Below are 24314 nucleotides of genomic sequence, written 5' to 3'. Positions count from 1 at the left end.
CTGACATGACTCTGCTTCACGACAACGATACCGATTCCGAAAAGAAGGCGTGCATTCTCGCGACTGCGGAGCGCCTGTTTCGCGATGTCGGCTATCTCAAGACCACGGTCGCGGATATCGCCAAGACGCTCAAGATGTCGCCGGCGAACATCTATCGCTTCTTCGATTCCAAAAAGTCGATCCATGAAGGCGTGGCGCGGCGGCTGATGGCCGAGGTCGAGGACGCTGCGGATGCGATCGCCGCCAAACCGACGCCGCCGCGGGAGCGGATGAAGGAATTGCTCGCCACGGTCAGCATCATGAATGCCGAGCGCTTCGTCGGCGACTCTAAGATCCACGAGATGGTCGCCATCGCGATGGAGGAGAGCTGGGACGTCTGCGATGCGCATATCCAGCGCATCGTCATGGCGATCGGCGCAGTGATCGCGGACGGCACAAAAAGCGGCGCGTTCAACGTCAAGGATGTCGAGCTGGCCGCCAAGTGTGTCTGCGCCGGGATGCTGCGGTTCTTCCATCCGCAGATGATCGAGCAGAGCGCGAAAAAGCCGGGGCCGAGCCTCGATCAAATGATAGACTTTATTATCGCTGGCCTTACGCTGGGCACCCCCGACCTCTCGGGTGGCCAGCGCTAGTGGTTCGATTCTAACATTCGCATCGCGTTTCAGCAGGCATTCCTGCGAATGTTAGAATCAAAGAACCACTAGCAAAATATGAGTTTCTGGTGGAGTTTAGGATTTGACATTCGCTTTGGGGACTCGCTGCCAGCGGGGCGCGAATGTCAAATCCACTCCACCAGGCAAGGCAAAGCAGGTCATGGCTGATTTTCACTATTACGAACCTTCCCAGGGCCACGGCCTCCGGCACGATCCCTTCAATGCCATTGTCGGTCCCCGGCCGATCGGTTGGATTTCATCGAAGGATGCCAAGGGACACGTCAATCTCGCGCCCTACAGCTTCTTCAATGCCTTCTGCTATGTGCCGCCGATCATCGGCTTTTCCTCGACCGGCTGGAAAGACAGCGTCGCCAACATCCAGGAGACCAGGGAGTTCACCTGGAATCTGGTGACCAAGCACGTCGCCGAGCAGATGAACATGACGTCGGCGAGCGTGCCGCACGAGACCGACGAGTTCACGATTTCGGGACTAACCAAAGCCCCGTCGCGCAAGGTCGACGTGCCGCGAGTCGGCGAGAGTCTCGTCTCGTTCGAGTGCAAATTGACCCAGATGATCCAGCTCGAGGGCGCCGACGGTAAAAAGGCCGACGCCTGGGTCACCTTCGGTGAAGTTGTCGCAGTCCATATCGACAAGAGCCTGATCAGGGACGGCGTCTACCAGACCGCCGAGGCCTATCCGATCCTGCGCGCCGGGCGAATGGGCGACTATGCCCAGATCCGGCCTGACATGATGTTCGAGATGATCCGGCCGCGGTAGCGGCATTTTGGCTCAAGTCTTGGTGATTTTTTAAGTCTTGCCGATTGTTTAGCTGGCCGGTGCGGAACGTTGCGCCGCCGTGCAGGTTATTGAAACGTAGGTATTTTTGGGGGGCTTTCGCTTCAAACGCGACACACCGCCGAAGCTGGTTTTCAGCATTGCCGCCGCTAGTGCCCCGTATCCGACGTTTGCTTCATCTTGCGGCGCCTCCCGTGCAAACGTCGAATACGAAGGACACTAGCAAAATATGATTTCTAGTGATCCTTTGGTTCTGACATTCGTAAAGGTGCCTGCGAAAGATGCGATACGAATGTCAGAACCGGATTACTAAGGTTGAGGCATGATCTAAACGAAATCCCCTACCGCATTTCGGGTTCATGCCCTAGCATTTCAGCCCCGTGGTCACGCTGGCCTTTCCGCAAAAGGATCGTCCCATGAGCTTCTCCTTCCGCCGCGATCTCATCACCCGTCCGATCTTCGCGTGGGCGCACAAGGCGCTGCCGCCGATGTCCGACACCGAGCGCGAGGCGCTCGAGGCCGGCGACGTCTGGTGGGACGCCGATCTGTTCACCGGCAATCCCGACTGGTCGAAGTTCCTGGCCTTCGCGCCAGCAAAGCTCACCGACGAAGAGATGGCCTTCCTGAACGGCCCGGTCGAGCAGCTTTGCGAGATGGTCGACGAGTGGAAGGTGAACTGGGAATGGCGCGATCTGCCGCCCGAAGTCTGGGAGTTCATCAAGCGCAAGAAATTCCTCGGCATGATTATCCCGAAGGACTATGGCGGCCTCGGCTTCTCGCCCTATGCTCATTCGGAAGTGGTGCGGAAAATTTCGTCGCGGTCGGTGACCGCGGCGGTCACGGTGATGGTGCCCAACTCGCTCGGGCCGGGTGAACTCCTGATGCACTTCGGCACCAAGGAGCAGCGTGACAAGTGGCTGCCCGGTCTTGCCGAGGGGCGTGAGATTCCCTGCTTCGGGCTGACCAGCCCGGAGGCCGGCTCCGACGCCGCGTCGATGATCGACACCGGCATCATCTGTAAGGGCACGTTCAACGGCAAGGAGACGCTCGGCCTGCGGCTGAACTGGCACAAGCGCTACATCACGCTCGGGCCGGTGGCGACGCTGCTTGGTCTTGCGTTCAAGGCCTACGATCCAGATCACCTGATTGGCAGCGAGGAAGAACTCGGCATCACGGTGGCGCTGATTCCGACCGATTTGCCGGATGTCAGCATCGGTCATCGCCATCTTCCGGCGATGCAGGTGTTCCAGAACGGTCCGAACTGGGGCAAGGACGTTTTCATTCCGATGGACTTCATCATCGGCGGACAGGAGCGCATCGGTCAGGGCTGGAAGATGCTGATGACGGCGCTAGCCGCAGGCCGCGGCATCTCGCTGCCGTCGCAGTCCTCCGCTGGCGCTGCGTATTGCGCGCGCGCCACCGGGGCCTATGCGCGCATCCGCGAGCAATTCCATGTGCCGATTGGAAAGTTCGAGGGCATCGAGGAGCCGCTGGCGCGCATCGCAGGCACGGCCTATCAGCTCGACGCCGCGCGCCGGCTGACCTGCGCCGCGCTCAATCAGGGCATTCATCCGGCCGTCGTGTCGGGCATCATGAAGCTGCACGCCACCGAGCGGCTGCGCATCACGGTGGATGACGCGATGGATATTCATGGCGGCAAGGCCGTGATCGACGGGCCGCAGAACTACATGGGCAATCTCTACCGCTCGGTGCCGGTCGCCATCACGGTGGAGGGCGCCAACATCCTGACCCGCAATCTCATTGTGTTCGGGCAGGGATCGGTGCGCGCGCACCCTTATCTGCTCAGCGAAATGAATGCGATCGGCGATCCCGACCGGAAAAAGGGTCTGGCCGATTTCGACGCGTCGTTCTGGAAGCATGTCGGCCACGCCATCACCAATACATTCCGGGCCTGGGGCCGAAGCTGGACCGGCGGCGCGTTTGCTCCGGCGCCCGAGGCTGGCGCCGCGACCGGTTACTACCGCCAGCTCTCGCGTTATTCGGCAGCGTTTGCGCTGTGCTCCGACATGGCGCTGCTGACGCTCGGCGGTGCGCTCAAGCGCAAGGAAATGCTGTCGGCACGGCTCGGCGACATTCTCTCCGAACTGTATCTGCTGTCGGCGGCATTGAAGCGCTGGGAAGACGAGGGCCGTCAGGACGCCGATTTCGCCGCGCTCGAATGGGTGATGGCGAACGGCATCCGCACCATTGAGAACCGTCTTGCGGAAGTGATTGCCAATCTGCCGAACCGCTTCGTCGGCGTGATCCTGAAATTCCTGATTCAGCCGCTCGGCGCCAATCCGCTGGGCCCGTCGGACAAGGTTGTGAGCCGCTGCGCGCAACTGATCCTCGCGCCGGGCGCGGTACGTGACCGGCTGACGGCAGGACTTTATCATGCCAACGACGATAGTCCGCTGGCGCGGCTTGAGCGCGCGTTCCTGCTGGTCACCGCCAACGAGCCAATCGAGAAGAAGATGCATGCCGCAAAAATCCGCGACTGGAGCGAAGCTGTGAAGAAAGGTGTCATCACCGCAGATGAGGGCGCCAAGCTCAAGGCGGCGCATGATGCGGTTGCGCTGGTGATCGAAGTCGATGATTTCGCGCCCGAAGCGCTGTCGCCGATCTACAGGAAGCGGCAGGACCTGAAACAACCAGATCTCAAGCAGACCTCCCCGGACCGGGCGGCAAGCTGATGGCGCGTCCGGTTTATATCGTTGACGGCGCACGCACGCCGTTCCTGAAAGCACAAGGCGGGCCGGGGCCATTCACCCCGGTTGATCTCGCAGTTCAGGCCGGGCGGCCGCTGCTGGCCCGGCAGCCGTTTGCACCCAATGCGTTCGATCAGGTCATTCTCGGGTGCGTCAATGTCATCGCCGACGAGATGAATCCGGCGCGCGTCGCCGCGCTGCGTCTCGGCATGGGTGAGCGCATGGTGGCGTTCACGGTGCAGATCAACTGCGGCTCCGGCATGCAGTCGATCGATACGGCGTACCGCTATATCGAGGCTGGCAAGGCCGACATGATCTTGGCAGGCGGCGCGGAGGCCCTGAGCTACGCGCCGCTGGTGTTTCCGCAGTCAGGCGTACGCTGGTTCGCGAAGCTTGCAACTGCGAAGGATACCCTCTCGAGGATTACCGCGTTCCTGAAAGCACGACCGGCATATTTCAAGCCGATCATCGGGCTGGAGCGCGGGCTGACCGATCCGATCACCGATCTGAACATGGGGCAGACCGCCGAAGTCGTCGCGCATCTGATGGGCGTGACGCGCGAACAGGCCGATGCCTATGCGGTGGAAAGTCACCGGCGGCTGGCGAATGCGCAGGAGCAGGGATTCCTGAAAGGCGAGGTCGAGACCTCGTTCGCGCGCGACGGCAAGTTCTACGACCATGACGACGGCGTGCGTCCGGATTCGTCCATGGACAAACTGGCGAAGCTCAAGCCTGCCTTCGAGCGTCCATGGGGGCAGGTCACGCCGGGCAATTCGTCCCAGATCACGGACGGCGCATGCTGGACCATCCTGGCGTCCGAAGATGCCGTCAACAAATACGGGCTCAAGCCGAAGGCGATCATCGTCGACAGCCAGTGGGCGGGGCTCGATCCGAGCATCATGGGTTTCGGCCCGGTGCTGTCGTCGGCCGAACTCATGAAACGCAACAAGCTCAAATTGCAGGACATCGAGACCTGGGAAATCAACGAGGCGTTCGCCTCACAGGTGCTGGCGTGTCTGGCGGCATGGAACGACGACAAGTTCTGCCGGCAGGTGCTCGGTCTCGAAGGCGCGGCGGGCGAGATCGACCGCACAAAGCTTAACGTCGATGGCGGCGCGATCAGCCTCGGGCATCCGGTCGGCACCAGCGGCAATCGCATCGTGCTTCATCTGGTCAACGCGATGAAGCGGCTCGGCACCCGGCGCGGCATCGCCACCGAATGCATCGGCGGTGGTCTTGGCGGCGCGATGCTGATCGAGACAGTGTAAGGGAACGGACATGGACTCACGCATCATGGATGTTCTCAAGGACCGTGTCCTCGAACTCGGACCTGAGCCGCAGGCTGGACCGTACAGGAACTTCAAACTGACGCGCGACAGCGACGGTATCGCCTGGCTGCTGTTCGACCGCGAAGGCACCAGCGCCAACACGCTGTCTGCGAGCGTGCTCGAAGAGTTCGAGACCGTCATCGCCGCGCTGGAGCAGGACCGCCCCGCAGGCATTGTCATTCGCTCGGCGAAGCCGTCGGGCTTTATCGCGGGTGCAGACGTCAACGAATTTCGCGGTGTGACCGATCCGCGCGAGGTCGAAAGCCAAATGGCGCGTGCCCATGCGGTGGTCGACCGGCTGGAAGCGCTCAAGGTTCCGAGCGTCGCGGTGATCCACGGCTTCTGTCTCGGCGGCGGCCTTGAAGTGGCGCTGGCGTGCAACACGCGCGTCGCCATCGACAATGCACGCTTCGGATTTCCCGAGGTGATGCTCGGCCTGCATCCGGGGCTTGGCGGCACCGCGCGGTTCACCCATCTCGTCAGTCCGCTCGAGGCGATGACGATGATGCTGACTGGCAAGACCATCGATGCCCGCAAGGCGAAGTCGCTCGGCCTGGCCGATGCGGTGACGCAGGAGCGGCATGTCCGAAATGCGGTGAAGGACGCGATCTTCGGGCGGCTGCGGCCGCACAGGCAGCGCCTGCTTGCGAGAGCGATGAATCTCGGCCCGGTGCGCGGCCTTCTTGCCAACAGGATGCGCGGCGAGGCGGCAAAGACCGCGCCGAAGGATCATTATCCCGCGCCATACGCGCTGATCGATCTGTGGGAAAAGCACGGCGGCGATCGCAAGGCGATGCTGGCGGCGGAGCAGGTCTCGTTCGCCAATCTGATGGTGACGCCGACCGCGCAGAATCTGATCCGCGTGTTCTTCCTGCGCGAGCAGATGAAGAAGCTCGCCGATGGCCGCAACACCGTGAAGCATGTTCATGTCATCGGCGCGGGTGCGATGGGCGGCGACATCGCCGCGTGGTGCGCCTATCAGGGCCTGCGCGTGACGCTGGCCGACATGAAGGCCGAGCCTATTGCCGGGGCAATCAAGCGGGCGGCGGATCTGTTCGGCAAGATCATCCGCAGGAAGACCGATCTGCGCGATGCGCTCGACCGGCTGATGCCGGACATAACCGGGGAGGGCGTGCGCAACGCCGATCTCATTATCGAGGCGGTGCCGGAAAAGCTCGAACTGAAACAGAAGGTCTATGCCGGGCTTGAGCCTGTCATGAAACCCGGTGCAATCCTTGCGACCAACACATCCAGCATTCCGTTGCAGGACCTGCGCACCACGCTGAAGAATCCCGAGCGGCTGCTGGGCCTGCATTTCTTCAATCCGGTGTCGCGCCTTCAGCTTGTCGAGGTGGTGAGCCACGACTCGGTCGATCCGCATGCACTGGCGGCGGCCGTGAAGTTCGTCGGCGCTATCGACCGCCTGCCGCTGCCGGTGAAGAGTTCGCCGGGCTTCCTCGTCAACCGCGCGCTGACGCCATACATGCTGGAAGCGATGGTGATGCTCGACGAGAAGGTGGACAAGGCGGTGATCGACGCCGCCGCCGAGAAGTTCGGCATGCCCATGGGGCCAATCGAACTCGCCGATCAGGTCGGGCTCGATATCTGTCTGGCGGTCGGCGACATGCTGCGCTCGAAGTTCGGCGAAGCCGCGCTCCCGCCAGCGCCGGACTGGCTGCGCGACAAGGTCAAGAAGGGCGAGCTTGGCCGCAAGACCGGCAAGGGATTCTACGAGTGGAAGGACGGCAAGGCGGTGAAGCTGCCGTCGCCGGTGCAGCCCACCGAGGAGATGATCGACCGCCTCATCCTGCCGATGTCGAACGTCTGCGTCGCCTGTCTGCGCGAAGGCATTGTCGAGAACGGCGATGTGGTGGACGGCGCGATGATCTTCGGCACCGGCTACGCACCGTTCCGCGGCGGGCCGCTCAATTATGCGCGCACGCGTGGCGGTGCCAACGTCGCCGCTGCACTGAAAGCCCTGGAGGCAAAGTTCGGCGACCGCTTTAAACCGGATGCCGGGTGGGATACGTTCGCCTGAGTAGACTCTCGTTCGGTATCATTTGATGGATTGCATCAATGGCAGACACGCCCGTTCACGCTGCGCCAGCACCGGCCGCGCCGGAAGGCGAGCTGTCCATTCGCACCATGGCGATGCCGGCGGACACCAATCAGAACGGTGATATTTTCGGCGGCTGGCTGCTCAGCCAGATGGATATTGCGGGCGGCATCTTCGCATCAAAGGTTTCGCAGAGCCGTGCCGTTACGGTCGCGATCGAAGCCATGACCTTCCGCAAGCCGGTCAATGTCGGCGACGTCGTGTCGGTTTTTTGCACCACGGTCCGGCTCGGGCGCACCTCGATCACCGTGCATATCGAGGCGTGGGTGCAACGCCGAAACGAATCGCAACTGATTCTCGTGACTGACGGGAACTATACCTACGTTGCGATCGACGACGCGGGCCGTCCGCAGCTTATCCGGCAACAAGTGCAGTCCGTCAGCGTCTGACGGGTGATTCCTCAACGTGTTAGGTAATTCTTCGCAACTGTGACGGTTGCACGACTTCGTTCGTCCCGTTTCGACGCGTTGAACGGAACCGGCATTGCTATTTTGTCGCGGCATGGCCGACGATCTTCCGGCCTCTACATTCCAGTTATAAAACTGTCGCGCGAAGCGCCTACAGGTTCGGCGGTCTGCACAGACCGGAGTCACTGGAGGTTCGCTTTTGAGTCATTTTGGGCCGAATACCGGCTTCAGGTGTTGGCCCGGGATGTGCATAGCGATGAGGACGACGAGTGATGTGTTGGACAATTCAGGGCTGAAACCTTTTCAGCTCTTCGGAGTTATTGCGCGTGAGGAACCCCAAGGGGCACGGGATAAGAAACATGTCGGACACCTACATCATCGAAGTCAGCTCGGAAGCCGCAGGTATTGTCGTTCGCGAGAAGTCCGGTTTCCGGTTCTTCGCGGCTGTGCATAAATTCAATCCGCTCGACGGCCGCGTGTTCAAGAACGCGCGCGAAGCCGAGCGCGCCGCCACGCGGTTTCTCGCCGGGCGGCTGGATCCGCTTCCCGCATAGACATCCGAATTCCCCAAGCGAAAAGGCCGGGACATCGCCCGGCCTTTATGATTCCAGATGCGTGAGCCGCTTACTCGGCTGCGGCCTGCTGGCCGAGCGCGGGATAGTCGGTGTAGCCCTTTGCGCCGCCGCCATAGAACGTCGCCTTGTCAAAGTCATTCAGCGGCGCACCGAGCTTCAGACGTTCGACGAGGTCGGGATTTGAAATGAACGGCTTGCCGAATGCGATCAGGTCGGCCTTGTTCCTGTCCAACACTTCGGTGGCCAGTTTGAAGTCGTAGCCATTGTTGGCGATGTAGGTGCCGCTGAAGCGCTTCCGCAGGCTATCATAGTCGAACGGCGCGATGTCGCGGGGACCGCCGGTCGCGCCTTCGATGACATGGATGTAGATCAGCTTCAGGGCGTTGAGCTGATCGACGATGTGATCGAACAGCGGCTGCGGGTTGCTGTCGGAAACATCGTTGGCGGGTGTCACCGGCGAGATACGGATGCCGGTGCGATCAGCGCCTGCAGCGGATGCCACAGCCTTTGATACTTCGATCATCAGGCGTGCGCGGTTTTCGATCGAACCACCGTAGGCATCGGTGCGTTTGTTGGAACCGTCCTTGGCGAACTGATCGAGCAGGTAGCCGTTTGCGCCGTGGATTTCGACGCCGTCGAATCCGGCCTCTAGTGCATTGGCGGCTGCGCGCTTGAAGTTCTCGATGATGCCGGGGATTTCGCTCAGTTCGAGTGCGCGAGGCTCGGAGACATCGGCAAAGGCGCCGCCGACGAAGGTCTTGGTCTTGGCGCGGATTGCCGAAGGCGCGACGGGCGCGCCGCCGTTCTCCTGCAACGTGGTGTGGGAAATGCGTCCGACATGCCAGAGCTGGATGTAGATGTGGCCGCCGCGCTCATGAACGCGGTCCGTGACCTTGCGCCAGCCAGCGACCTGTTCCTTGGTGTAGATGCCGGGCGTATCCTGATAACCCTGACCTTGCTGCGAGACCTGACTCGCTTCGGTGATCAGCAGACCGGCAGACGCGCGCTGACCGTAATATTCGATGGCAAGCGGATTGGGCACGAAGCCTGCGACAGCGCGGTTGCGCGTCAGCGGAGCCATGACGGCGCGATTGGTGAGGGTGACGGCGCCGAGCTTGTAGGGATCGAAGAGTTTGGAAGCGGACATGGCTGCTTTTCCTGAAGACGATTTCGATGCAGGTGCATGTAAGTATCCCTGCTCTGAAAACGCAAGTCACGGCCGATTGAAAAGTGCCGATTCAGGCGGGCTGAATAGCTGTCATGTGTTCCGTGTTTAAAACACAGGCGTGCGTCGCGAAGAACGATTTCCCTCGCCTTGGAGGCAAGGCGATGCAAATCGTCCTCACACCGTCGATGGGACGAAAGGAAAGCAGCGTTACGCTGCTTTCCTCGTGATCTTTACGCGCCGAGGAAGTCGCGCTTGCCGAGTTCAACGCCGTTGTGGCGCAGGATGTCGTAAGCGGTCGTGCAGTGAAAGAAGAAGTTCGGCAGCGCCATGTGGTTGAGATATTCCTGGCCAGTCACCGTTCGCGTCGTGCCGGGTCCCGAAGGAAACGTAATCTCGCGCGTCCCTGCGCCCTCGAATTTCGACGGCTCGATCGTCTTGATGTTGTTAAGCACCTTCTCGATTCGAGCCTGCAACTCGGCGAATGTATTCTCGGTGTCAGGGAATGACGGAAGTTCAAGCTGCGCGAAGCGTGCAGATGCGCGCACCGCGGCATCGCACGCCGCCATCACCTGCCGCTTGAGCGGATACATGGTCGGGTGCAGCCGTGCGTTCAGCAAAACATCAGGATCGATTGATTTTTCCTTCGCAAAGCCTTCGGCCTTGGCGAGAAATGCAGACATCGCCGTCAGTGTGTGGACAAAGACCGGAACGGAGCCGTCATAGAATGACATGGGGGACCTTTCGGGGAAAATCTTGCCGTGAAGCGGACTGGCCCGATGTAGCTGTTCTCCTTGCGCTTGCAAGTGCCGGCGGTTGACAATCAGCCGCCACGCATGCGCGCCAGCAATTCGGCGGTCGGCCACGAATCGGCCGGCAGGCCGTATTTGACCTGCATGGTCTTGATCGCGATGCGGCTTTGCTGGCCGAGGATGCCGTCGATCTTGCCGACGTTATAGCCCTGCCTTGAGAGCAGTTGCTGCAATTCCTTGATCTCGTTGAAAGGCAGTTGCGCAACCAGCGTTGCTGGTTTTCGCATCGGTCCTGCGCCCGCGATGCGGGTGGCGAGATAGCCCGCCGTGGTCGAATAGATCAGCGAGTTATTCCACTCGGTGTAGGCGGCAAAATTCGGATAGGCGAGAAACGCCGGCCCGGAGCGGCCCATCGGCAGCAGAACGGAAGCGGGCAGTTCGTCCTTGGGCAGCGGACGCCCGTCGGCATAGGTCACGCCCCAAACCGCCCATTTCGAGCGTGGATGCTTGATGGTGAGATCGGCCTGATCCCACGGCAAGTTTGCGGGCACGCGGATTTCCTGCAGCCACGGCTCGCCGCGCCGCCATTTCAGTCCGTTCGCGATGTAGTTCGCGGTCGAACCGATCACGTCCGGCGCACTGCGCAGCATGTTGCGATGGCCGTCGCCGTCATAGTCCACGGCGTAATCGAAGTAGTGGCGCGGCAGGAATTGAGTCTGGCCGAGTTCGCCGGCCCATGAACCGATCATTTCGTTCGGCGAAAGATCGCCGCGGTCGATGATCTTCAGCGCCGCAATGGTCTCCTGCCGGAACATTTCGGAGCGGCGGCAATCATAAGCCAGCGAGACCAGCGAGCGCAGCGTCGGCAGCTTGCCCTGCACCGCGCCGAAGTCGCTTTCCAGCGCCCAGAATGCCGTGATCACCGCAGGCGGCACGCCGTATTCCTTCTCGGCGCGCGCGAACGCCTGTGCGTAAGTCTGGATCAGTTGCTGGCCTTTGACGCGGCGGCCTTCGGACGCCATGCGGCCGGAGAACTCGGTGAAGATCTGGCCGAACACGCGCTGGCCCCTGTCGCGGTTCACGATGCCCTGATCGTAGACCATGTACGGCGAGGCGGCGGCAATCGCGCGCTGCGACACGCCGGCGGCGACCGCGTCCTGTTTCAGTTGCGTCAGAAACTGATCGAAGCTCTGGCCGCCATGGCAGCGTGCGCCGGATTGGGCAAAGGCGGGGGAGGCGAACATGACAACAGCGCCGACAAGCAGAACGCCAAACATGGAAGGAAAGCGCAGCATGAGAGTTTCCCCTGAATGTCATTGCCGGGCTTGACCCGGCCATCCATCTAAAATCTTCGTCGATTTGTGCTGCGATGGATTGCCGGGTCAAGCCCGGCAATGACGAATTGGATGTTGTTTACAATTCCCTTGCGTGGCCGAACGCAAGAGCGACACGGGGCACCCAGCTTCCGCAAAAGAAAATGCCCGGCTTTGAGGCCGGGCATTTCGTTGTTGTGATTGTGTCGAGCCGTTCGTTTAGCCGAACTGGTTCATCGTGTTGTGAGCGCCACCGGCCTTGAGGGCCGCTTCGCCAGCGAAGTATTCCTTGTGGTCGTCGCCGATGTCGGAGCCGGCCATGTTCTGGTGCTTCGCGCAGGCGATCCCCTGGCGGATTTCCGCACGCTGAACGTTCTTCACGTAGCCCAGCATGCCCTGGTCGCCGAAGTATTCCTTCGAGAGGTTGTCGGTCGACAGCGCAGCCGTGTGATAGGTCGGCAGCGTGATCAGGTGGTGGAAGATGCCGGCGCGCTTGGCCGAATCCGCCTGGAAGGTGCGGATCAGGTTGTCGGCTTCGATCGCCAGCGGCGTGTCGTCATACTCCACCTTCATCAGGTCGGCGCGGTTGTACTTGCTGACGTCCTTGCCGGCCGCCTTCCACTCGTCGAACACCTGCCAGCGGAAGTTCAGCGTCCAGTTGAACGATGGCGAGTTGTTGTAGGCGAGCTTCGCGTTCGGGATCACCTCGCGGATGCGATCGACCATTTCGGCGATCTGCGCGATGTTCGGACGCTCGGTTTCGATCCACAGCAGGTCAGCGCCGTGCTGCAGCGAGGTGATGCTGTCGAGAACGCAGCGGTCGACGCCGGTGCCGGAGCGGAACTGGTACAGGTTGCTCGGCAGGCGCTTCGGACGCAACAGCTTGCCGTTGCGGCTGATGATCACGTCGCCGTTGCCGACGTTGGATGCGTCAACTTCGTCGCAGTCGAGGAAGCTGTTGTACTGGTCGCCGAGATCGCCCGGCTTGTGGCTGACGGCGATCTGCTGGGTGAGGCCGGCGCCGAGCGAGTCGGTGCGGGTCACGATGATGCCGTTGTCCACGCCGAGTTCGAGGAACGCATGGCGGCAGGCGCGGATCTTCGCGATGAAGACCTCGTGCGGCACGGTGACCTTGCCGTCCTGATGGCCGCACTGCTTCTCGTCCGACACCTGGTTTTCGATCTGCAGCGCGCAAGCGCCTGCCTCGATCATCTTCTTGGCAAGCAGATAGGTTGCTTCCGCGTTGCCGAAGCCGGCGTCGATGTCGGCGATCACCGGCACGACGTGGGTCTGGAAGTTGTCGATCTTGTCGATCAGCGCGGTTTCCTTGGCCTTGTCGCCGGCCTTACGGGCAGCGTCGAGTTCGCGGAAGATATCGTTGAGCTCGCGCGAGTCGGCCTGACGCAGGAAGGTGTAGAGTTCTTCGATCAGTGCCGGCACCGAGGTCTTCTCGTGCATGGACTGATCTGGCAGCGGTCCGAATTCGGAGCGCAGCGCTGCGATCATCCAGCCCGACAGGTAGAGGTAACGGCGATCGGTCTTGCCGCCGAAGTGCTTCTTGATCGAGATCAGCTTCTGCTGGGCGATGAAGCCGTGCCAGCAACCCAGCGACTGGGTGTACTTGGTCGGATCAGCATCGTACGCAGCCATGTCCGCGCGCATCACGTCCGCGGTGTAGCGGGCGACATCGAGGCCGGTCTTGAAACGGTTCTGCAGGCGCATGCGGGCAACCGCCTCGGCGGTCACACCGTTCCAGGCCGGATGATCCTTGAGGAGAGCCTCAGCCGCAGTGATTTCCGCCTTGTAGGAAGACGGGCCTTGAATTGCTTGGTCGGAGATTCCGCGCGATTGGTAATTCATGGTGGTGTTCCCTTGTGAAGTTGTCCCTGTTTCAACCCATTGCGCGGGCATTCGCTAGAGGGATTGAAGATAGCTTGTCAGACTTTACAAACTTTCCTTGTAATGCTGTAATTAGTTTACAATAGGGGTAATTAAGTAGGGCCGACGGCCATGGCGACAACCACAATTCGCTCGGTTTTCATGGGTCCGCGGCTGCGGCGGCTGCGGCGCGATCTGGGGCTGACTCAGGCCGATATGGCAGCCGATCTGGATATCTCCGCACCTTACGTGGCGCTTCTGGAGCGCAATCAGCGGCCGGTGACGGCGGATATGCTGCTCCGTCTCGCCCGCACCTACAAGATTGATCTGGCGGATCTGGCAGGCGATGGCGGCGCCGATCACACCGCACGCATGCAGGCGGTTCTGAAGGAGCCGATGTTTGCCGACATCGATATTCCGCCGCTTGAAATCAGCGATATCGCCATCGGCTATCCCGGATTGGCGGAAGCATTCCTGCGGCTCTACACGGCCTACCGCGAGGAACAGCTCGCACTGGCCGATCGCAGGAGCCCCGGCCTGACAGGGGCTGCATCGCGCTCAGGGCCTGGCGGTTTGGATGCCAACGATCCGGTCGCGGAAGTCCGGCGGTTTCTGGCCGCGCGCCGAAATAACTTCGCGGATATTGACGACGCGGCAGAGCGCATTCTTCAGGGGCCGGCGGACCAGGCCTGGCTGATCGAGCGGCTGCGCTCGCGGCACAATCTCCGCGTCCGCCATTTGCCGCCCAATGTCATGCTAGGCTCGGTGCGGCGGCTGGATCGTCACCGTAAGGAAATCCTGTTCGATGACTCGCTCGACACCGCGAGCTTCAACTTCCAGTTGGCTCAGCAACTCGCCTATCTCGAATTTGAAGATGAGATCGGTGCAGCGTTGAAAGCCGGCCAGTTCACCACCAAGAGCGGCGAACTCCTGGCGCACCGGTCGCTCGCGAGTTACGCCGCTGCGGCGCTCATCATGCCGTATTCCGCATTCGTGAAAGCCGCGGAGACGCGCCGCTACGACATGGAAGCGCTGGCGCGCCAGTTCGGAACTAGCTTCGAGCAGACGGCGCATCGCATTACGACCCTGCAGAGGCCAGGATTCGAGAAGGTTCCGTTCTTTCTGATCCGCGTCGATCCGGCCGGAAATATTTCCAAACTGCTCGATGGTGCGGGTTTCCCCTTTGCAAAACACGGCGGCGCGTGTCCGCTCTGGTCGGTGCACGGCGTCTTCAAGACGCCGCGCCAGATCGTGACGCAATGGCTGGAATTGCCAGACGGTCAGCGATTTTTCTCCATCGCCCGCACGGTTACTGCCGGGGGCGGTTCGTTCGGCGCGCCGCGCGTGGAGCGGGCGATTGCGATCGGCTGCGCCGCTGAACATGCAGAAAAACTGATTTATACCAGCGATGAATCAGGGCCACGCGCCGATGCGCCAACGCCGATCGGCGTTGCGTGCCGCGTCTGCCATCGTCCGACATGTGCCGCGCGATCCGAACTTCCGATCGGCCGTGAACTGTTGCCGGACGATTACCGGCGGCTCAGTGTTCCGTTCGGGTTCTCGTCCGATTGAGAAATCGCAATCCGCCATCACATCGTTAAACCGAAGTTCGCCTTATTTTGCAGGCACTTTCGTATGTGCTTCCGGCGGAGCTTCGGAGTCGAGATCCGCTCCACTATTATTGCCCTGGTTCACGAGTCTGCAAAGCAGGCGCTGCGAAATGATGCGGACCTGCGAACTGCCGCACTGGATTCATGCAAAATTTCCATTACAAACGGCGGCAACGTGATTAGATAGTATCCAGGACGAGACACGAGATAGAAGCGCAAGCGGCTGAAATGCCGGGCATGGCCGGAAGCGGATGGATTTCCGAAAAGACCGTGCTCACAAACCAGTCGGTTACGCTCAAGCTAACGAACGGAGACTCACATGAGCGGCGGCAGCATTTTCTGGGTGATCGGCGGAGAGTTCGGCTCGATGAACTTCCACAAACTTGTGGCGGGCTCGGCACAGGTTCAGGGTCCCTTCAAGACCCGCAAGGAAGCCGAGGACGCCTGGCGTGTCGTCTCCGAGGAGAACCGTCATCGCGGCAGTGTTCGTTTTTCCATCGTGGAAGAACCGAACCGCTCGAATACCTGACACCTGACAACTCCCGGGCGGGGTTCGTCGCCCACCCCAATTTACGGCCCCTGTTCCGCTTCCGGACGGGGCCGTTTTTTCATTTTGGGACATGAACAACGCCGCGAAACCGCACGCGAAAGGGCCCGGGGCCTTGGCGCGGGAACAGGGTTACTGATAGATTAAGGGTGTCGAAACAAACCTATCGAACCCTAAGGTTTTCAGGTCATGGCGGAACAGAGCGTCCCGAGCGATTCGGCTGGTAAACCGAACCCGTTTCGGCTGCGTGACGCCTTGCGGAAAGCGCGGATCGAGGCCGCCGACCGCACCAGCGTCGTGGTCGATCTGCGCGACGCCGAAGTCGCCCGTCTGGAAATTCTCAACGACGCGCTCGATTCGCTGTTCTCCGAGATTCCCGCCGGCGTCGATCTGTTCGATCGTGGCATCAGCCAGGGCGATACGCCGCGGCTCTGGATCGACGCCGTCGCGCATATCGCGATGGGCCGCGACAAGCGCATCTATCGTTTCACGCAGGACACCCGTTTCGGCCGCATTGTGATTGCCGAGTCGCACGACATTCCCGTGATGGTCGATGCGGTGACGGATTACATCGCGCGCCGCCTGATCGAGCGCGAGCATGCGATGGTGGTGACGCCGGCTCCGGCACCCGCCGCAGCGTCTGCCCCGGTGAAACGCCGCAGCGGCGTTTGGACGTTTGCGTTTGGATTCGCAGCGGGCCTTGCCGCGCTGTTCGGTTTCGCGCTGGTGATGGCGCTGCGCGGAATCTAGATCAGTTTCTCATGGTTGAGTTCGCCGAGCTTCATCCCGTCGGCAAAGCCGCGCACGCGATGATCGCAGCGCCATGTATCGCCGTCGCGTTTCACTGAAAACAGATTGTACGCCGCAGGGTGATTGTGCCCGTGCGCCATGGCGGACGCCGACGGCACGCCGATCGCCGGGATCCGCCCGCGTGGTCCATCGAGCCACACGGTGGCATGGCGATGATCATGACCGTGAAGCACGAGTTCGACGCCGTAGCGTGCGACCAGATCCAGCAGTTCATCGGAATCGCGCAGCCGCGCTGCCCATCGGCCGGGCGATGTTTTCGGCGGGTGATGAATCAGCAGCACGCGAAACAGCTTTTCGGAAGCAAGCTGCGGCAGCAGCTTTTCAAGATCGCTGCGCTGCTGCTGTCCAAGCCGCCCTGTCGCCATGAACGGCGCGGTGGGGACTGCGGTGGATACGCCGATCAGCGCCAGAGGCCCCCGCCGCCGCAGATAGGGAAACATCGCGCCGTTGCTGTCGGCGGTGCTGTCGCCGCGAAAATAGTCCGCCCAGATTTGCGGAAAGTGGTCGCGGATGCCGCGCACATAGGCGTCGTGATTGCCCGGCACCAGCGAGACATCCTCCGGCGCGCCGACGCTGGCGAGCCACCTGCGGGCTTCGGCGAATTCCAGCGGCAGCGCGATGTTGACGAGATCGCCGGTGACGGCGATGTGATCGGGCTGCTGCGCATGCATGTCGGCGACGAGCTCGCCGAGCACCTCGCGCCGGTGGACCATGTGCCGCTTGCGCTTCCAGTTGAGATAGCCGATCGCGCGCTTGCCCGCGAGTTCGCGCAGGCGGGGCCGCGGCATCGGGCCAAGATGCGGATCGGACAGATGCGCGAGCACGAACGGCGTCATTGAAACGTGACCGTCTGGAATCGAAATGCTATCACGCTTTCGTTCGCTATCACTCTCGCGTCCTCATGCCGTTCGTTCGGGGACAGACTGACATAACACGATCGCTGGACGGAATCTCGCGCCATGAACATTCAGGACTTTCGCGCGCGGTTCGAGCCCCTGATCCGCCGTTTGTTTCATTTCTATTGGCGGTTCGCCCGGGGCATGACACTCGGCGTTCGCGCCGTTGTGCTCGATGGCGAGAACCGCGTGTTCCTGGTCAGGCACAGCTACGTGTCCGGCTGGCATCTGCCGGGTGGCGGCGTCGAGACCGGCGAGACCTTTCTGAGTTCGCTGAGACGCGAACTGATCGAAGAGGGGCGTATCGAGATGACCGGCCAGCCGCTCCTGCATGGCCTGTTCTTCAACCGCCGGGTGTCGCCGCGCGATCATGTCGCGGTTTATGTCGTGCGCCAGTACCGTCAGGACCGGATGCCGGAGCCCAATCATGAGATCGTGGCCTGCGGGTTTTTTGGGGTTGCCGACCTGCCGCCCGACACCACCCGCGGGACGCAGGCGCGGATCGCCGAAGTGCTGGACAACCGGCCTCTGACCGAGGACTGGATTTAATCATCAAGGTCATGCCGGGGCGCTAGCATGTTGCGAGCGAGCCCGGAATCCAGACGTTTTGGATTCCAGCCCGCGCGTGAGGGCGTGCGTCCCGGAACGACGGCCATAGACCATCCCCCCGCCAGATGCTAATTCGCGGTCCATCATGTCCGACCTTTCCCTGACCATCCTGGCCGAAACCCCCGGCGACGAGCAGGCCATCGAGCGCCTGCACGAGCGTACGTTCGGCCCCGGCCGCTACGCGCTCAGCGCCTATCGGCTGCGCGAGCATGTCGATCATCTGCTCGATCTGTCGTTTACCGCGCGGATCGGCACGCTGATGGTCGGCTCGGTGCGGCAATTGCCGGTCTGCATCGGCAACACGCCGGCGCTGCTGCTCGGTCCGCTGACTGTCGAGCCGCCGTTCCGCGACCGCGGCGTGGGCCGGGCACTGCTCGACCGCGCGTTGAAGGACGCGAAGGCGAAGGGACACCGGCTGGTGCTGCTGGTTGGCGATGAACCCTACTACAGCCGCGTTGGATTCAAGCGGATTCCGAAGGGCCGGGCGACCATGCCGGGTCCGGTCGATCACACGCGGCTCCTGGTGCACGAACTCGTCGAGGGCGCTTTTGAAGGCGTCAGCGGCGCCGTCCGCCCGGACTGGACGTTTGCTCCCTCTCCCCGCTGAGCCGCACATCCGATGTCATCCCCGCGAAAGCGGGGATCCATACTCCCTAAAGGTGGAGGTGTGCGCGGGCCGTTGCGCTTCCTTGCAGAACAGAGACGCCGAGTTATGGGTCCCCGCTTTCGCGGGGACGACCATGTGGGTGAGATCGCTCAGTACTTCACATTCGCGAACATGCGCACGCCGATGCCCGGCAGCAGGACCTGGTCCTTGCTGTAGGATACGGAGTTGCGGATGTCCTCGTTGAGCAGGTTATCGCCGACAACGCCGAAGGTGAATTGCTGCGCGCCCCACCAGTCGCTCTTGGCGAGCTTGGTGGTGTAGCTCAGTTCGGCCCGCAGGCGGTTGTAGCCCGGTGTCGAGGTCTCGATGCCGCCGATGTCGTTCTGTGCGAAGGCATGCAGCAGGTTCACGCGCGCGAGCCAGTTGGCGTCGCGGTAGTAGATGCCGCCTCCTAACCGCTGCGGCGGAATGCGCGGCACGTTGGTGCCGTCGGTGAAGGTGGCGCGCACGACGTCATACTGTCCCTCAATGCCGAACTGTCCGGCCCAGAGCGGCAGCACATCGTACTGGAACTGGAATTCGGCGCCGCGGAAGGTCGCGTCCTTCTGCGAGTAGATCGCCTGATTGAGTTCGAGACCCGGGCCGGCCTGACACGTGACATCTTGACATGTATTGCCGGTCAGCCGCCGGTAGATGAAGCCGTCGAAGCGGGTGTAGTAACCGGTCAGTTCGAACCGGAACGGCCCGGTCGCGCGGCGCAGACCGACTTCAACCGACTTTGCGGTCTCGATGCCGAGATTCGGATTGCCGATATCGAAAGTCGTTGTCGCATCGTGACCGCCGCGCGAGAACAGCTCCGCGGGTTTGGGCGCGCGTTCGGTGTACTGGCCGGTGATGCTGGCCGCCAGATTCCACGGCAGATTCTGGATCAGGCCGACACTGCCGCTCTTCGGCGTGAAGTTCAGGTTGCGCGGTGTCGCCGGGCCGATCGCCGTAGGATCGACATTGAGATCGAACAGCTCCGGAATGAAAGCGGGTGTGGTGCCGCTCAAATTCACATGCTCGACGCGCGCTGCCACCTGCGCCTTGGTGATCTCGCTGAACTTGAACTCATTGAAGATGTACCCGGCGACCTTGGTGTTCTTGTTCGGGTTCCACAGGCCGTTGAGCGGGCTGCCCGGATCGTCGGGGCTCGGCGCGGTCAATTCCTGATGCGAGGCCTGCACGCCGACCGCAGTGGTCAATGCCGCGAAACGCAGATTGAGCGGCGCGAACTGCACCTCGACGCGGCCTTCCTGTTCCTTGTTGGTGAAGGTCTGGCGCACGCCGTCGCTTGAAAAATCAGCCGGATCGGCCAGGCCGATTTCATTGTGCTTGTAGTCGGTGGCGCCGGCCCAGAACCGGATCACGTCGATCGCCTTGCTGTCGGGGTGATAGTCGCCCTTCACCGTCAGCTTGGTCTGCCGTGCGCTGATGCGGGTGCGGTGATCTTCGCCGTCCTCGCCGGGGATGTGATAAATGCTGTTGTTCTGCTGGATCGCTGCGCCGATGAAGCCACCTGCGAAGAAATACGATCCGCCGATCGATGCGCCGTCGGATTGTGATGAGGAGTTCGGCTGCTTGCCGGTGAACGGCCGCGTCGGATCGAAGCGGTAGGGTGAATTCGGAACACTGTAATCTTCAGTCTTGCGCGCGAACGCATCGGCATGGATCGCGACATTGTTGCCTGCGGCATCAAGCAGCACCGCGCCTTCGCGTCCGAGATCGACGCTCGATAACGACGAACGCGTCTCAAAACTGGCGCAGGGATTCGACGCGGAGAGTTGCGGCGCCTTGACATTGTATCCGTAGGTCTGGATCGACGGCATCGCGCTGCACGGCAGCGTTTCCGGAATGCGGTTGTTGCTGGCGCTGACCACGCCGCCGATCGACTGCGATCCGTAGCGCAGTGTCGCAGGTCCGCGAATGACCTCGACCTGATTGGTTGAGAGCGGATCGATCGGCACGAAATGATCTTCGCCGAGATCGGATGCGCCGTTGCTGCCGATGCCGTTCTCGACAATGCCGACGCGATTGACGTCGAGGCCGCGAATGATCGGGCGGGACGATGCGCCGGGTGCAAAGGATGAACCTGTGATGCCGGGCTTGTTGTTCAGAAGATCGCCAAGGGTCGGGGCGGCGCTGCGGCGGATTTCCTCATTGGGCACCACGGTGACCGTGGCGAACTGATCGATGACGATCGGCAGTGTACCCGCATACGTCTCCGGATTTGGCGCAGGCGCTGTGGCGGGCGCGGCCGCCGTGGTCCGGCCTGGCTGCGCGCTGTGCCGATGCGGCCGCTGGATCGGGCTCGGGGCCTGCACGACGATTTCGGGCAGCGTTTCGCCGGCGCCAGGGTCGGCCTGCTGCGACCGCGCGGCGCCGTTGAGGAGAAGCGCCATCGCGACGGCGGAGCCGCCGGCCAGCGAGGCACGAAGAAACTTGTACGACATGATGATGCTTTGATCCTGATGCCGCCTCCCACGCCGTTGCGTGGGTGGGCGGCTAACCTTGAAGGGCCCGCGATCGCCTGCGCGGCGACCGTCGGGATCGGACAGTTTTCGAGTCAGGATTGCGGAGGGGCGCGGGAGTGGAACGCGCCGCGGCGGATGTCGCCTGCGATGGCTTCGTAATGAAAGGCAGTCCGGCGTGCTGCGACCGTCAGCGGCGCTGGCAGCGCGGGGGCTGCCGTCGCGACGAGGGTATTGGCCATCGCGATGGTTGCACAGATGGCGCACAGGTCGCGATGAACATCCTGATCGTGGTCGGTTTCGGGTGCCGATGCCTGCGACTGGCCCACCGCGATACCGGCAACGGCGACGTCGGGGTGGCAATGGCCGAACGACAGGCCGAGCTGCAGCGCCAGCGCGAACAGCGCCAGCAGCGACAGCTTTTTTGCCTTCGATCGCAGCCAGTTCATCGGCAGATAAGCCCCACGGCCATCGGGCCGGCCTCCAATAGGACCGGCTCTGGATGTTACAATGTAACATTGCCGGTCAGGACCGAGGTGTCAACACGCGAGACCGGGAGACCGGGCGAAAGCCGCGGCGCGAGACCAAAAGGACACAGAGCGCCGACCGTTACATGGCTACCGTGGTTGACCGAATCGTAACGAACGGCTGTTCTCCTTCGCGCGAGGAGAGCGTGAATGCTCAAGTACTTTGAGAACGTCCGTCTTGTGCGAATGGCGGACGGTAAAACCTACAAGCTCATTCGGGATCTGGGCTTGGTCAAAGGCGGCAAGGGGCTTCGTTGCCACGAGGCGATCATGACCTTCCAGCTCAAGCTGAAGCCCATCAGCATTCACGTTCCACTGTCGGAACTCGTCTCGATGCTGTCGGTCGCTTGGGCCCGGCGTTCCGCAGCGTAACGTCCCACTGGATCACCGGCTGAATTCTGCAATTGAGATTGTTCATTGGCCCAGTCGGCCAATGGCCCACTAGCGGCCTTCGCGCAGCCAGGTGCTGGCGAACGCGCCGAGCAGCAGCAGGAGACCAATCAGGCCGGCAAAGATCGGCAGCACGCCGATGCCGCGCACCACGCTCGCATCGCGCATCTTGACCCCGAGCCAGCCTTCGCCGCGAAACACGGTCGAGGCGCGCACCGGCAGCACGCGCGGCAGATCGATGCTGCCGCTGTCGGCCACGCGGCGCGCATCGCCGCCGGTCGCCTGCAACAGCGGGCGCAGCGCTTCGGTGGTCGAAGTGACTTCCGCGAATTCCTTCGGGTTCACCGGGCCGACATTGATCAGCGCCTTCAGCGAGCCATCGGTCGCCTGCCATAGCCCGAGTTCGTCGGCGCTGACCGACGCGCGCCATTCGCCGGGCTCTCCCGCGCCCAGCGTCACCTGACGCGTCACGCCGGAGGGCGAAGTAATGGTGACCGGTTGCACGGTGTCGGCCATGGTCTGACGCACCGCGACAAGATCGCGGCCCTCGACTTTCAGCCGCAGCGCTTCCTCATCGAGATCGGGCTGCTTCATCAGCCAGTGCGACATCCGCCGCAGCAGATCGAGATGCGGACCGCCGCCTTCATAGCCGCGTGCCCACAGCCAGATGTGGTCGGACAGCAGCAGCGCCACGCGGCCTTCGCCCTGCCGCGACAACAGCAGCAGCGGCTTGCCGTCGGCGCCTTCCATGATCGGCGGGTTGGCGGGGTTGCGCGTGTCGATCAGGCGGAAGAAGCGGCTCCAGTGCGGCGGCTCGCTGTTCGCGCCTTCAAGCCCGCGCGTCACCGGATGACGCTTGCCGATATTGCTCAGGCGCGCCGTGAAAGCCTGTTCGCTGACGCCGACCGGCTCTGCGGGGAGGATTGCATCGAGCGGTGTACGCCAGATGCTGGTCGGGCTCGCATAATCGGGACCGGCGGAGACCAGAACCGCGCCGCCGTTGCGCACATAGCGCGTGATATTGTCGAAATACGAGATCGGCAGCACGCCCTGCCGCGCGTAGCGATCAAAGATGATGAGCTGGAATTCGTTGATCTTCTGCTGGAACAGTTCGCGCGTCGGAAACGCAATCAGCGACAGTTCGTTGATCGGCGTTCCATCCTGCTTCTCGGGCGGGCGCAGAATGGTGAAATGCACCAGATCGACGCTGGCGTCGGACTTCAGCAGGTTGCGCCAGGTGCGTTCGCCGGAATGCGGTTCGCCGGACACCAGCAGCACGCGCAGCTTGTCGCGGACGCCGTCGATGGACACCACCGCGCGGTTATTCACCGGTGTCAGTTCATCATCGAGCTTCGAGGCTTCGATCTCGATGATGTTCGGACCAGCGTGCGGAATCTCGATGGTCACGCTGACCTGTTCGCCGCTGCGTACCGCGCGTTCGCTGAGCACGTCGCCGTCGCGCCGGACCACGACCCGGGCGGTCTGGTTGGTCACGCCCTGATCGTCGAGCCGATAGGTGATGGTCTGGGTCTGGCCGACAATGCCGAAACGCGGCGCCGCGACAATTGCGACGCGGCGGTCGCGCTCGTTGCTGCGCCCGGTCACCAGCGCATGCACCGGCGCGGTGAATCCGATGGCTGCGGCATTGGCAGGAATGTCGTGCACGCGTCCATCGGTGATGAGAAACGCACCGGCAACCCGGTCGGTCGGCACGTCGGACAGCGCGGATTGAACAGCGGAAAACAATTTGGTGCCGTCGGTTTCGCCATCGGCCTGCCCGGCCTCGACAACGCGCACCTCAAGTCCCTTGATGTCCTTGAGGCGGGCGACCAGCGCCTCCCGCGCCTCATTGGTCTCGCGGGTGCGCTCGCCGAAATTCTGGCTCGGGCTCCTGTCGATCACGACGGCCGCGACCGAGGTCAATGGTTCACGCTCTTCGCGCGTGAACGACGGATTGGCCAGCGCAAGCAGGATCAGCGCCAGTGCGGGAACGCGTATCGCCGCGCCGCGTGCACGCGCAATCATCAGGACAGCCGCGATCACGACGATCGCGGCAAGACCGATCCACAACACGAGTGTGGGAACGAGGGGGGCGAATGCTACTCCATACTGCATGG

Annotated in this window: 21 protein-coding genes; 13 read left to right on the top strand and 8 right to left on the bottom strand. The window is 62.2% G+C overall.

Going from position 1 to position 24314, the window contains the following annotated elements:
- Window positions 1-5: 5 nt before the first annotated feature.
- The 7 genes from AC1Q67_RS13820 to AC1Q67_RS13790 all read left to right on the top strand — a co-directional run bounded on the left by AC1Q67_RS13820 (window position 6) and on the right by AC1Q67_RS13790 (window position 8562).
- Window positions 6-632 carry a TetR/AcrR family transcriptional regulator gene (locus AC1Q67_RS13820; protein WP_492235959.1) on the top strand — a complete coding sequence of 209 codons (627 nt, stop codon included), beginning with the start codon at window positions 6-8 and terminating at the stop codon, window positions 630-632.
- Window positions 633-813: 181 nt separating this feature from the next.
- Complete coding sequence (locus AC1Q67_RS13815) at window positions 814-1431, top strand: flavin reductase family protein (protein WP_492235957.1); 618 nt, start codon at window positions 814-816, stop codon at window positions 1429-1431.
- Between the two features lie 434 nt (window positions 1432-1865).
- Window positions 1866-4142 carry an acyl-CoA dehydrogenase gene (locus AC1Q67_RS13810; RefSeq protein ID WP_492235955.1) on the top strand — a complete coding sequence of 759 codons (2277 nt, stop codon included), beginning with the start codon at window positions 1866-1868 and terminating at the stop codon, window positions 4140-4142.
- Window positions 4142-5425, top strand: coding sequence for an acetyl-CoA C-acetyltransferase (locus tag AC1Q67_RS13805; RefSeq protein WP_492235954.1), 1284 nt, complete (start codon window positions 4142-4144; stop codon window positions 5423-5425). Before AC1Q67_RS13810 ends, AC1Q67_RS13805 begins: the two co-directional genes overlap by 1 nt.
- Before the next feature lie 10 nt (window positions 5426-5435).
- Window positions 5436-7523 (top strand): 3-hydroxyacyl-CoA dehydrogenase NAD-binding domain-containing protein, encoded by a 2088-nt coding sequence (locus AC1Q67_RS13800; protein ID WP_492235953.1) that lies wholly within the window; start codon window positions 5436-5438, stop codon window positions 7521-7523.
- Window positions 7524-7561: 38 nt separating this feature from the next.
- Window positions 7562-7990, top strand: coding sequence for an acyl-CoA thioesterase (locus tag AC1Q67_RS13795; protein ID WP_492235951.1), 429 nt, complete (start codon window positions 7562-7564; stop codon window positions 7988-7990).
- Window positions 7991-8367: 377 nt separating this feature from the next.
- Window positions 8368-8562, top strand: coding sequence for a hypothetical protein (locus tag AC1Q67_RS13790; RefSeq protein WP_492235950.1), 195 nt, complete (start codon window positions 8368-8370; stop codon window positions 8560-8562).
- Between the two features lie 70 nt (window positions 8563-8632).
- Here the strand turns inward: AC1Q67_RS13790 and AC1Q67_RS13785 are convergent, their stop codons facing one another.
- The 4 genes from AC1Q67_RS13785 to AC1Q67_RS13770 form a co-directional block, all read right to left on the bottom strand.
- Window positions 8633-9730: an alkene reductase gene (locus AC1Q67_RS13785; RefSeq protein WP_492235949.1), complete on the bottom strand. Its 1098-nt coding sequence runs from the start codon at window positions 9728-9730 to the stop codon at window positions 8633-8635.
- Window positions 9731-9981: 251 nt separating this feature from the next.
- A complete protein-coding gene (locus tag AC1Q67_RS13780; protein ID WP_492235947.1) occupies window positions 9982-10482 on the bottom strand; it encodes a DUF1993 domain-containing protein in 501 nt (166 codons plus the stop codon).
- Window positions 10483-10571: 89 nt separating this feature from the next.
- Entirely contained in the window at window positions 10572-11795 is a 1224-nt protein-coding gene (locus AC1Q67_RS13775; protein WP_492235945.1) for a lytic murein transglycosylase, read from the bottom strand.
- Between the two features lie 237 nt (window positions 11796-12032).
- Window positions 12033-13673 (bottom strand): isocitrate lyase, encoded by a 1641-nt coding sequence (locus AC1Q67_RS13770; protein WP_024575987.1) that lies wholly within the window; start codon window positions 13671-13673, stop codon window positions 12033-12035.
- Window positions 13674-13823: 150 nt separating this feature from the next.
- On the opposite strand from AC1Q67_RS13770, the gene AC1Q67_RS13765 reads away from it, so the two are divergent.
- The 3 genes from AC1Q67_RS13765 to AC1Q67_RS13755 all read left to right on the top strand — a co-directional run bounded on the left by AC1Q67_RS13765 (window position 13824) and on the right by AC1Q67_RS13755 (window position 16598).
- Window positions 13824-15263: a helix-turn-helix domain-containing protein gene (locus AC1Q67_RS13765; RefSeq protein WP_492235944.1), complete on the top strand. Its 1440-nt coding sequence runs from the start codon at window positions 13824-13826 to the stop codon at window positions 15261-15263.
- A 357-nt stretch (window positions 15264-15620) separates the two neighbouring features.
- Window positions 15621-15830, top strand: a complete 210-nt coding sequence (locus AC1Q67_RS13760; RefSeq protein ID WP_006018959.1) for a DUF4170 domain-containing protein — start codon at window positions 15621-15623, stop codon at window positions 15828-15830.
- A gap of 207 nt (window positions 15831-16037) precedes the next feature.
- Window positions 16038-16598 (top strand): hypothetical protein, encoded by a 561-nt coding sequence (locus tag AC1Q67_RS13755; RefSeq protein WP_492235942.1) that lies wholly within the window; start codon window positions 16038-16040, stop codon window positions 16596-16598.
- On the opposite strand, the gene AC1Q67_RS13750 is transcribed toward AC1Q67_RS13755, so the two are convergent.
- Window positions 16595-17494: a metallophosphoesterase family protein gene (locus AC1Q67_RS13750; RefSeq protein ID WP_492235941.1), complete on the bottom strand. Its 900-nt coding sequence runs from the start codon at window positions 17492-17494 to the stop codon at window positions 16595-16597. The genes AC1Q67_RS13755 and AC1Q67_RS13750 overlap by 4 nt on opposite strands.
- 123 nt (window positions 17495-17617) lie before the next feature.
- Between AC1Q67_RS13750 and AC1Q67_RS13745 the strand changes: the two genes are divergently transcribed.
- Window positions 17618-18103: an NUDIX domain-containing protein gene (locus tag AC1Q67_RS13745; protein WP_492235939.1), complete on the top strand. Its 486-nt coding sequence runs from the start codon at window positions 17618-17620 to the stop codon at window positions 18101-18103.
- A gap of 145 nt (window positions 18104-18248) precedes the next feature.
- Window positions 18249-18770: a GNAT family N-acetyltransferase gene (locus AC1Q67_RS13740; RefSeq protein WP_024575992.1), complete on the top strand. Its 522-nt coding sequence runs from the start codon at window positions 18249-18251 to the stop codon at window positions 18768-18770.
- A 149-nt stretch (window positions 18771-18919) separates the two neighbouring features.
- Here the strand turns inward: AC1Q67_RS13740 and AC1Q67_RS13735 are convergent, their stop codons facing one another.
- Entirely contained in the window at window positions 18920-21262 is a 2343-nt protein-coding gene (locus AC1Q67_RS13735) for a TonB-dependent receptor (RefSeq protein ID WP_492235938.1), read from the bottom strand.
- Window positions 21263-21375: 113 nt separating this feature from the next.
- On the bottom strand, window positions 21376-21729 hold the full coding sequence (locus AC1Q67_RS13730) for a DUF2946 family protein (protein ID WP_492235937.1): 354 nt from the start codon (window positions 21727-21729) through the stop codon (window positions 21376-21378).
- A 228-nt stretch (window positions 21730-21957) separates the two neighbouring features.
- Here AC1Q67_RS13730 and AC1Q67_RS13725 point away from each other — a divergent pair, with 228 nt between their 5' ends.
- On the top strand, window positions 21958-22179 hold the full coding sequence (locus AC1Q67_RS13725) for a hypothetical protein (protein WP_492235936.1): 222 nt from the start codon (window positions 21958-21960) through the stop codon (window positions 22177-22179).
- 69 nt (window positions 22180-22248) lie between these two features.
- On the opposite strand, the gene AC1Q67_RS13720 is transcribed toward AC1Q67_RS13725, so the two are convergent.
- On the bottom strand, window positions 22249-24312 hold the full coding sequence (locus AC1Q67_RS13720) for a hypothetical protein (protein WP_492235935.1): 2064 nt from the start codon (window positions 24310-24312) through the stop codon (window positions 22249-22251).
- Between the last annotated feature and the right edge of the window lie 2 nt (window positions 24313-24314).

It is taken from the genome of Afipia sp. GW823-FHT06G09, from assembly GCF_058794875.1.
The sequence above is the reverse complement of the archived record's forward strand: the minus strand, read 5'-3'. Positions and strand labels throughout refer to the sequence as shown.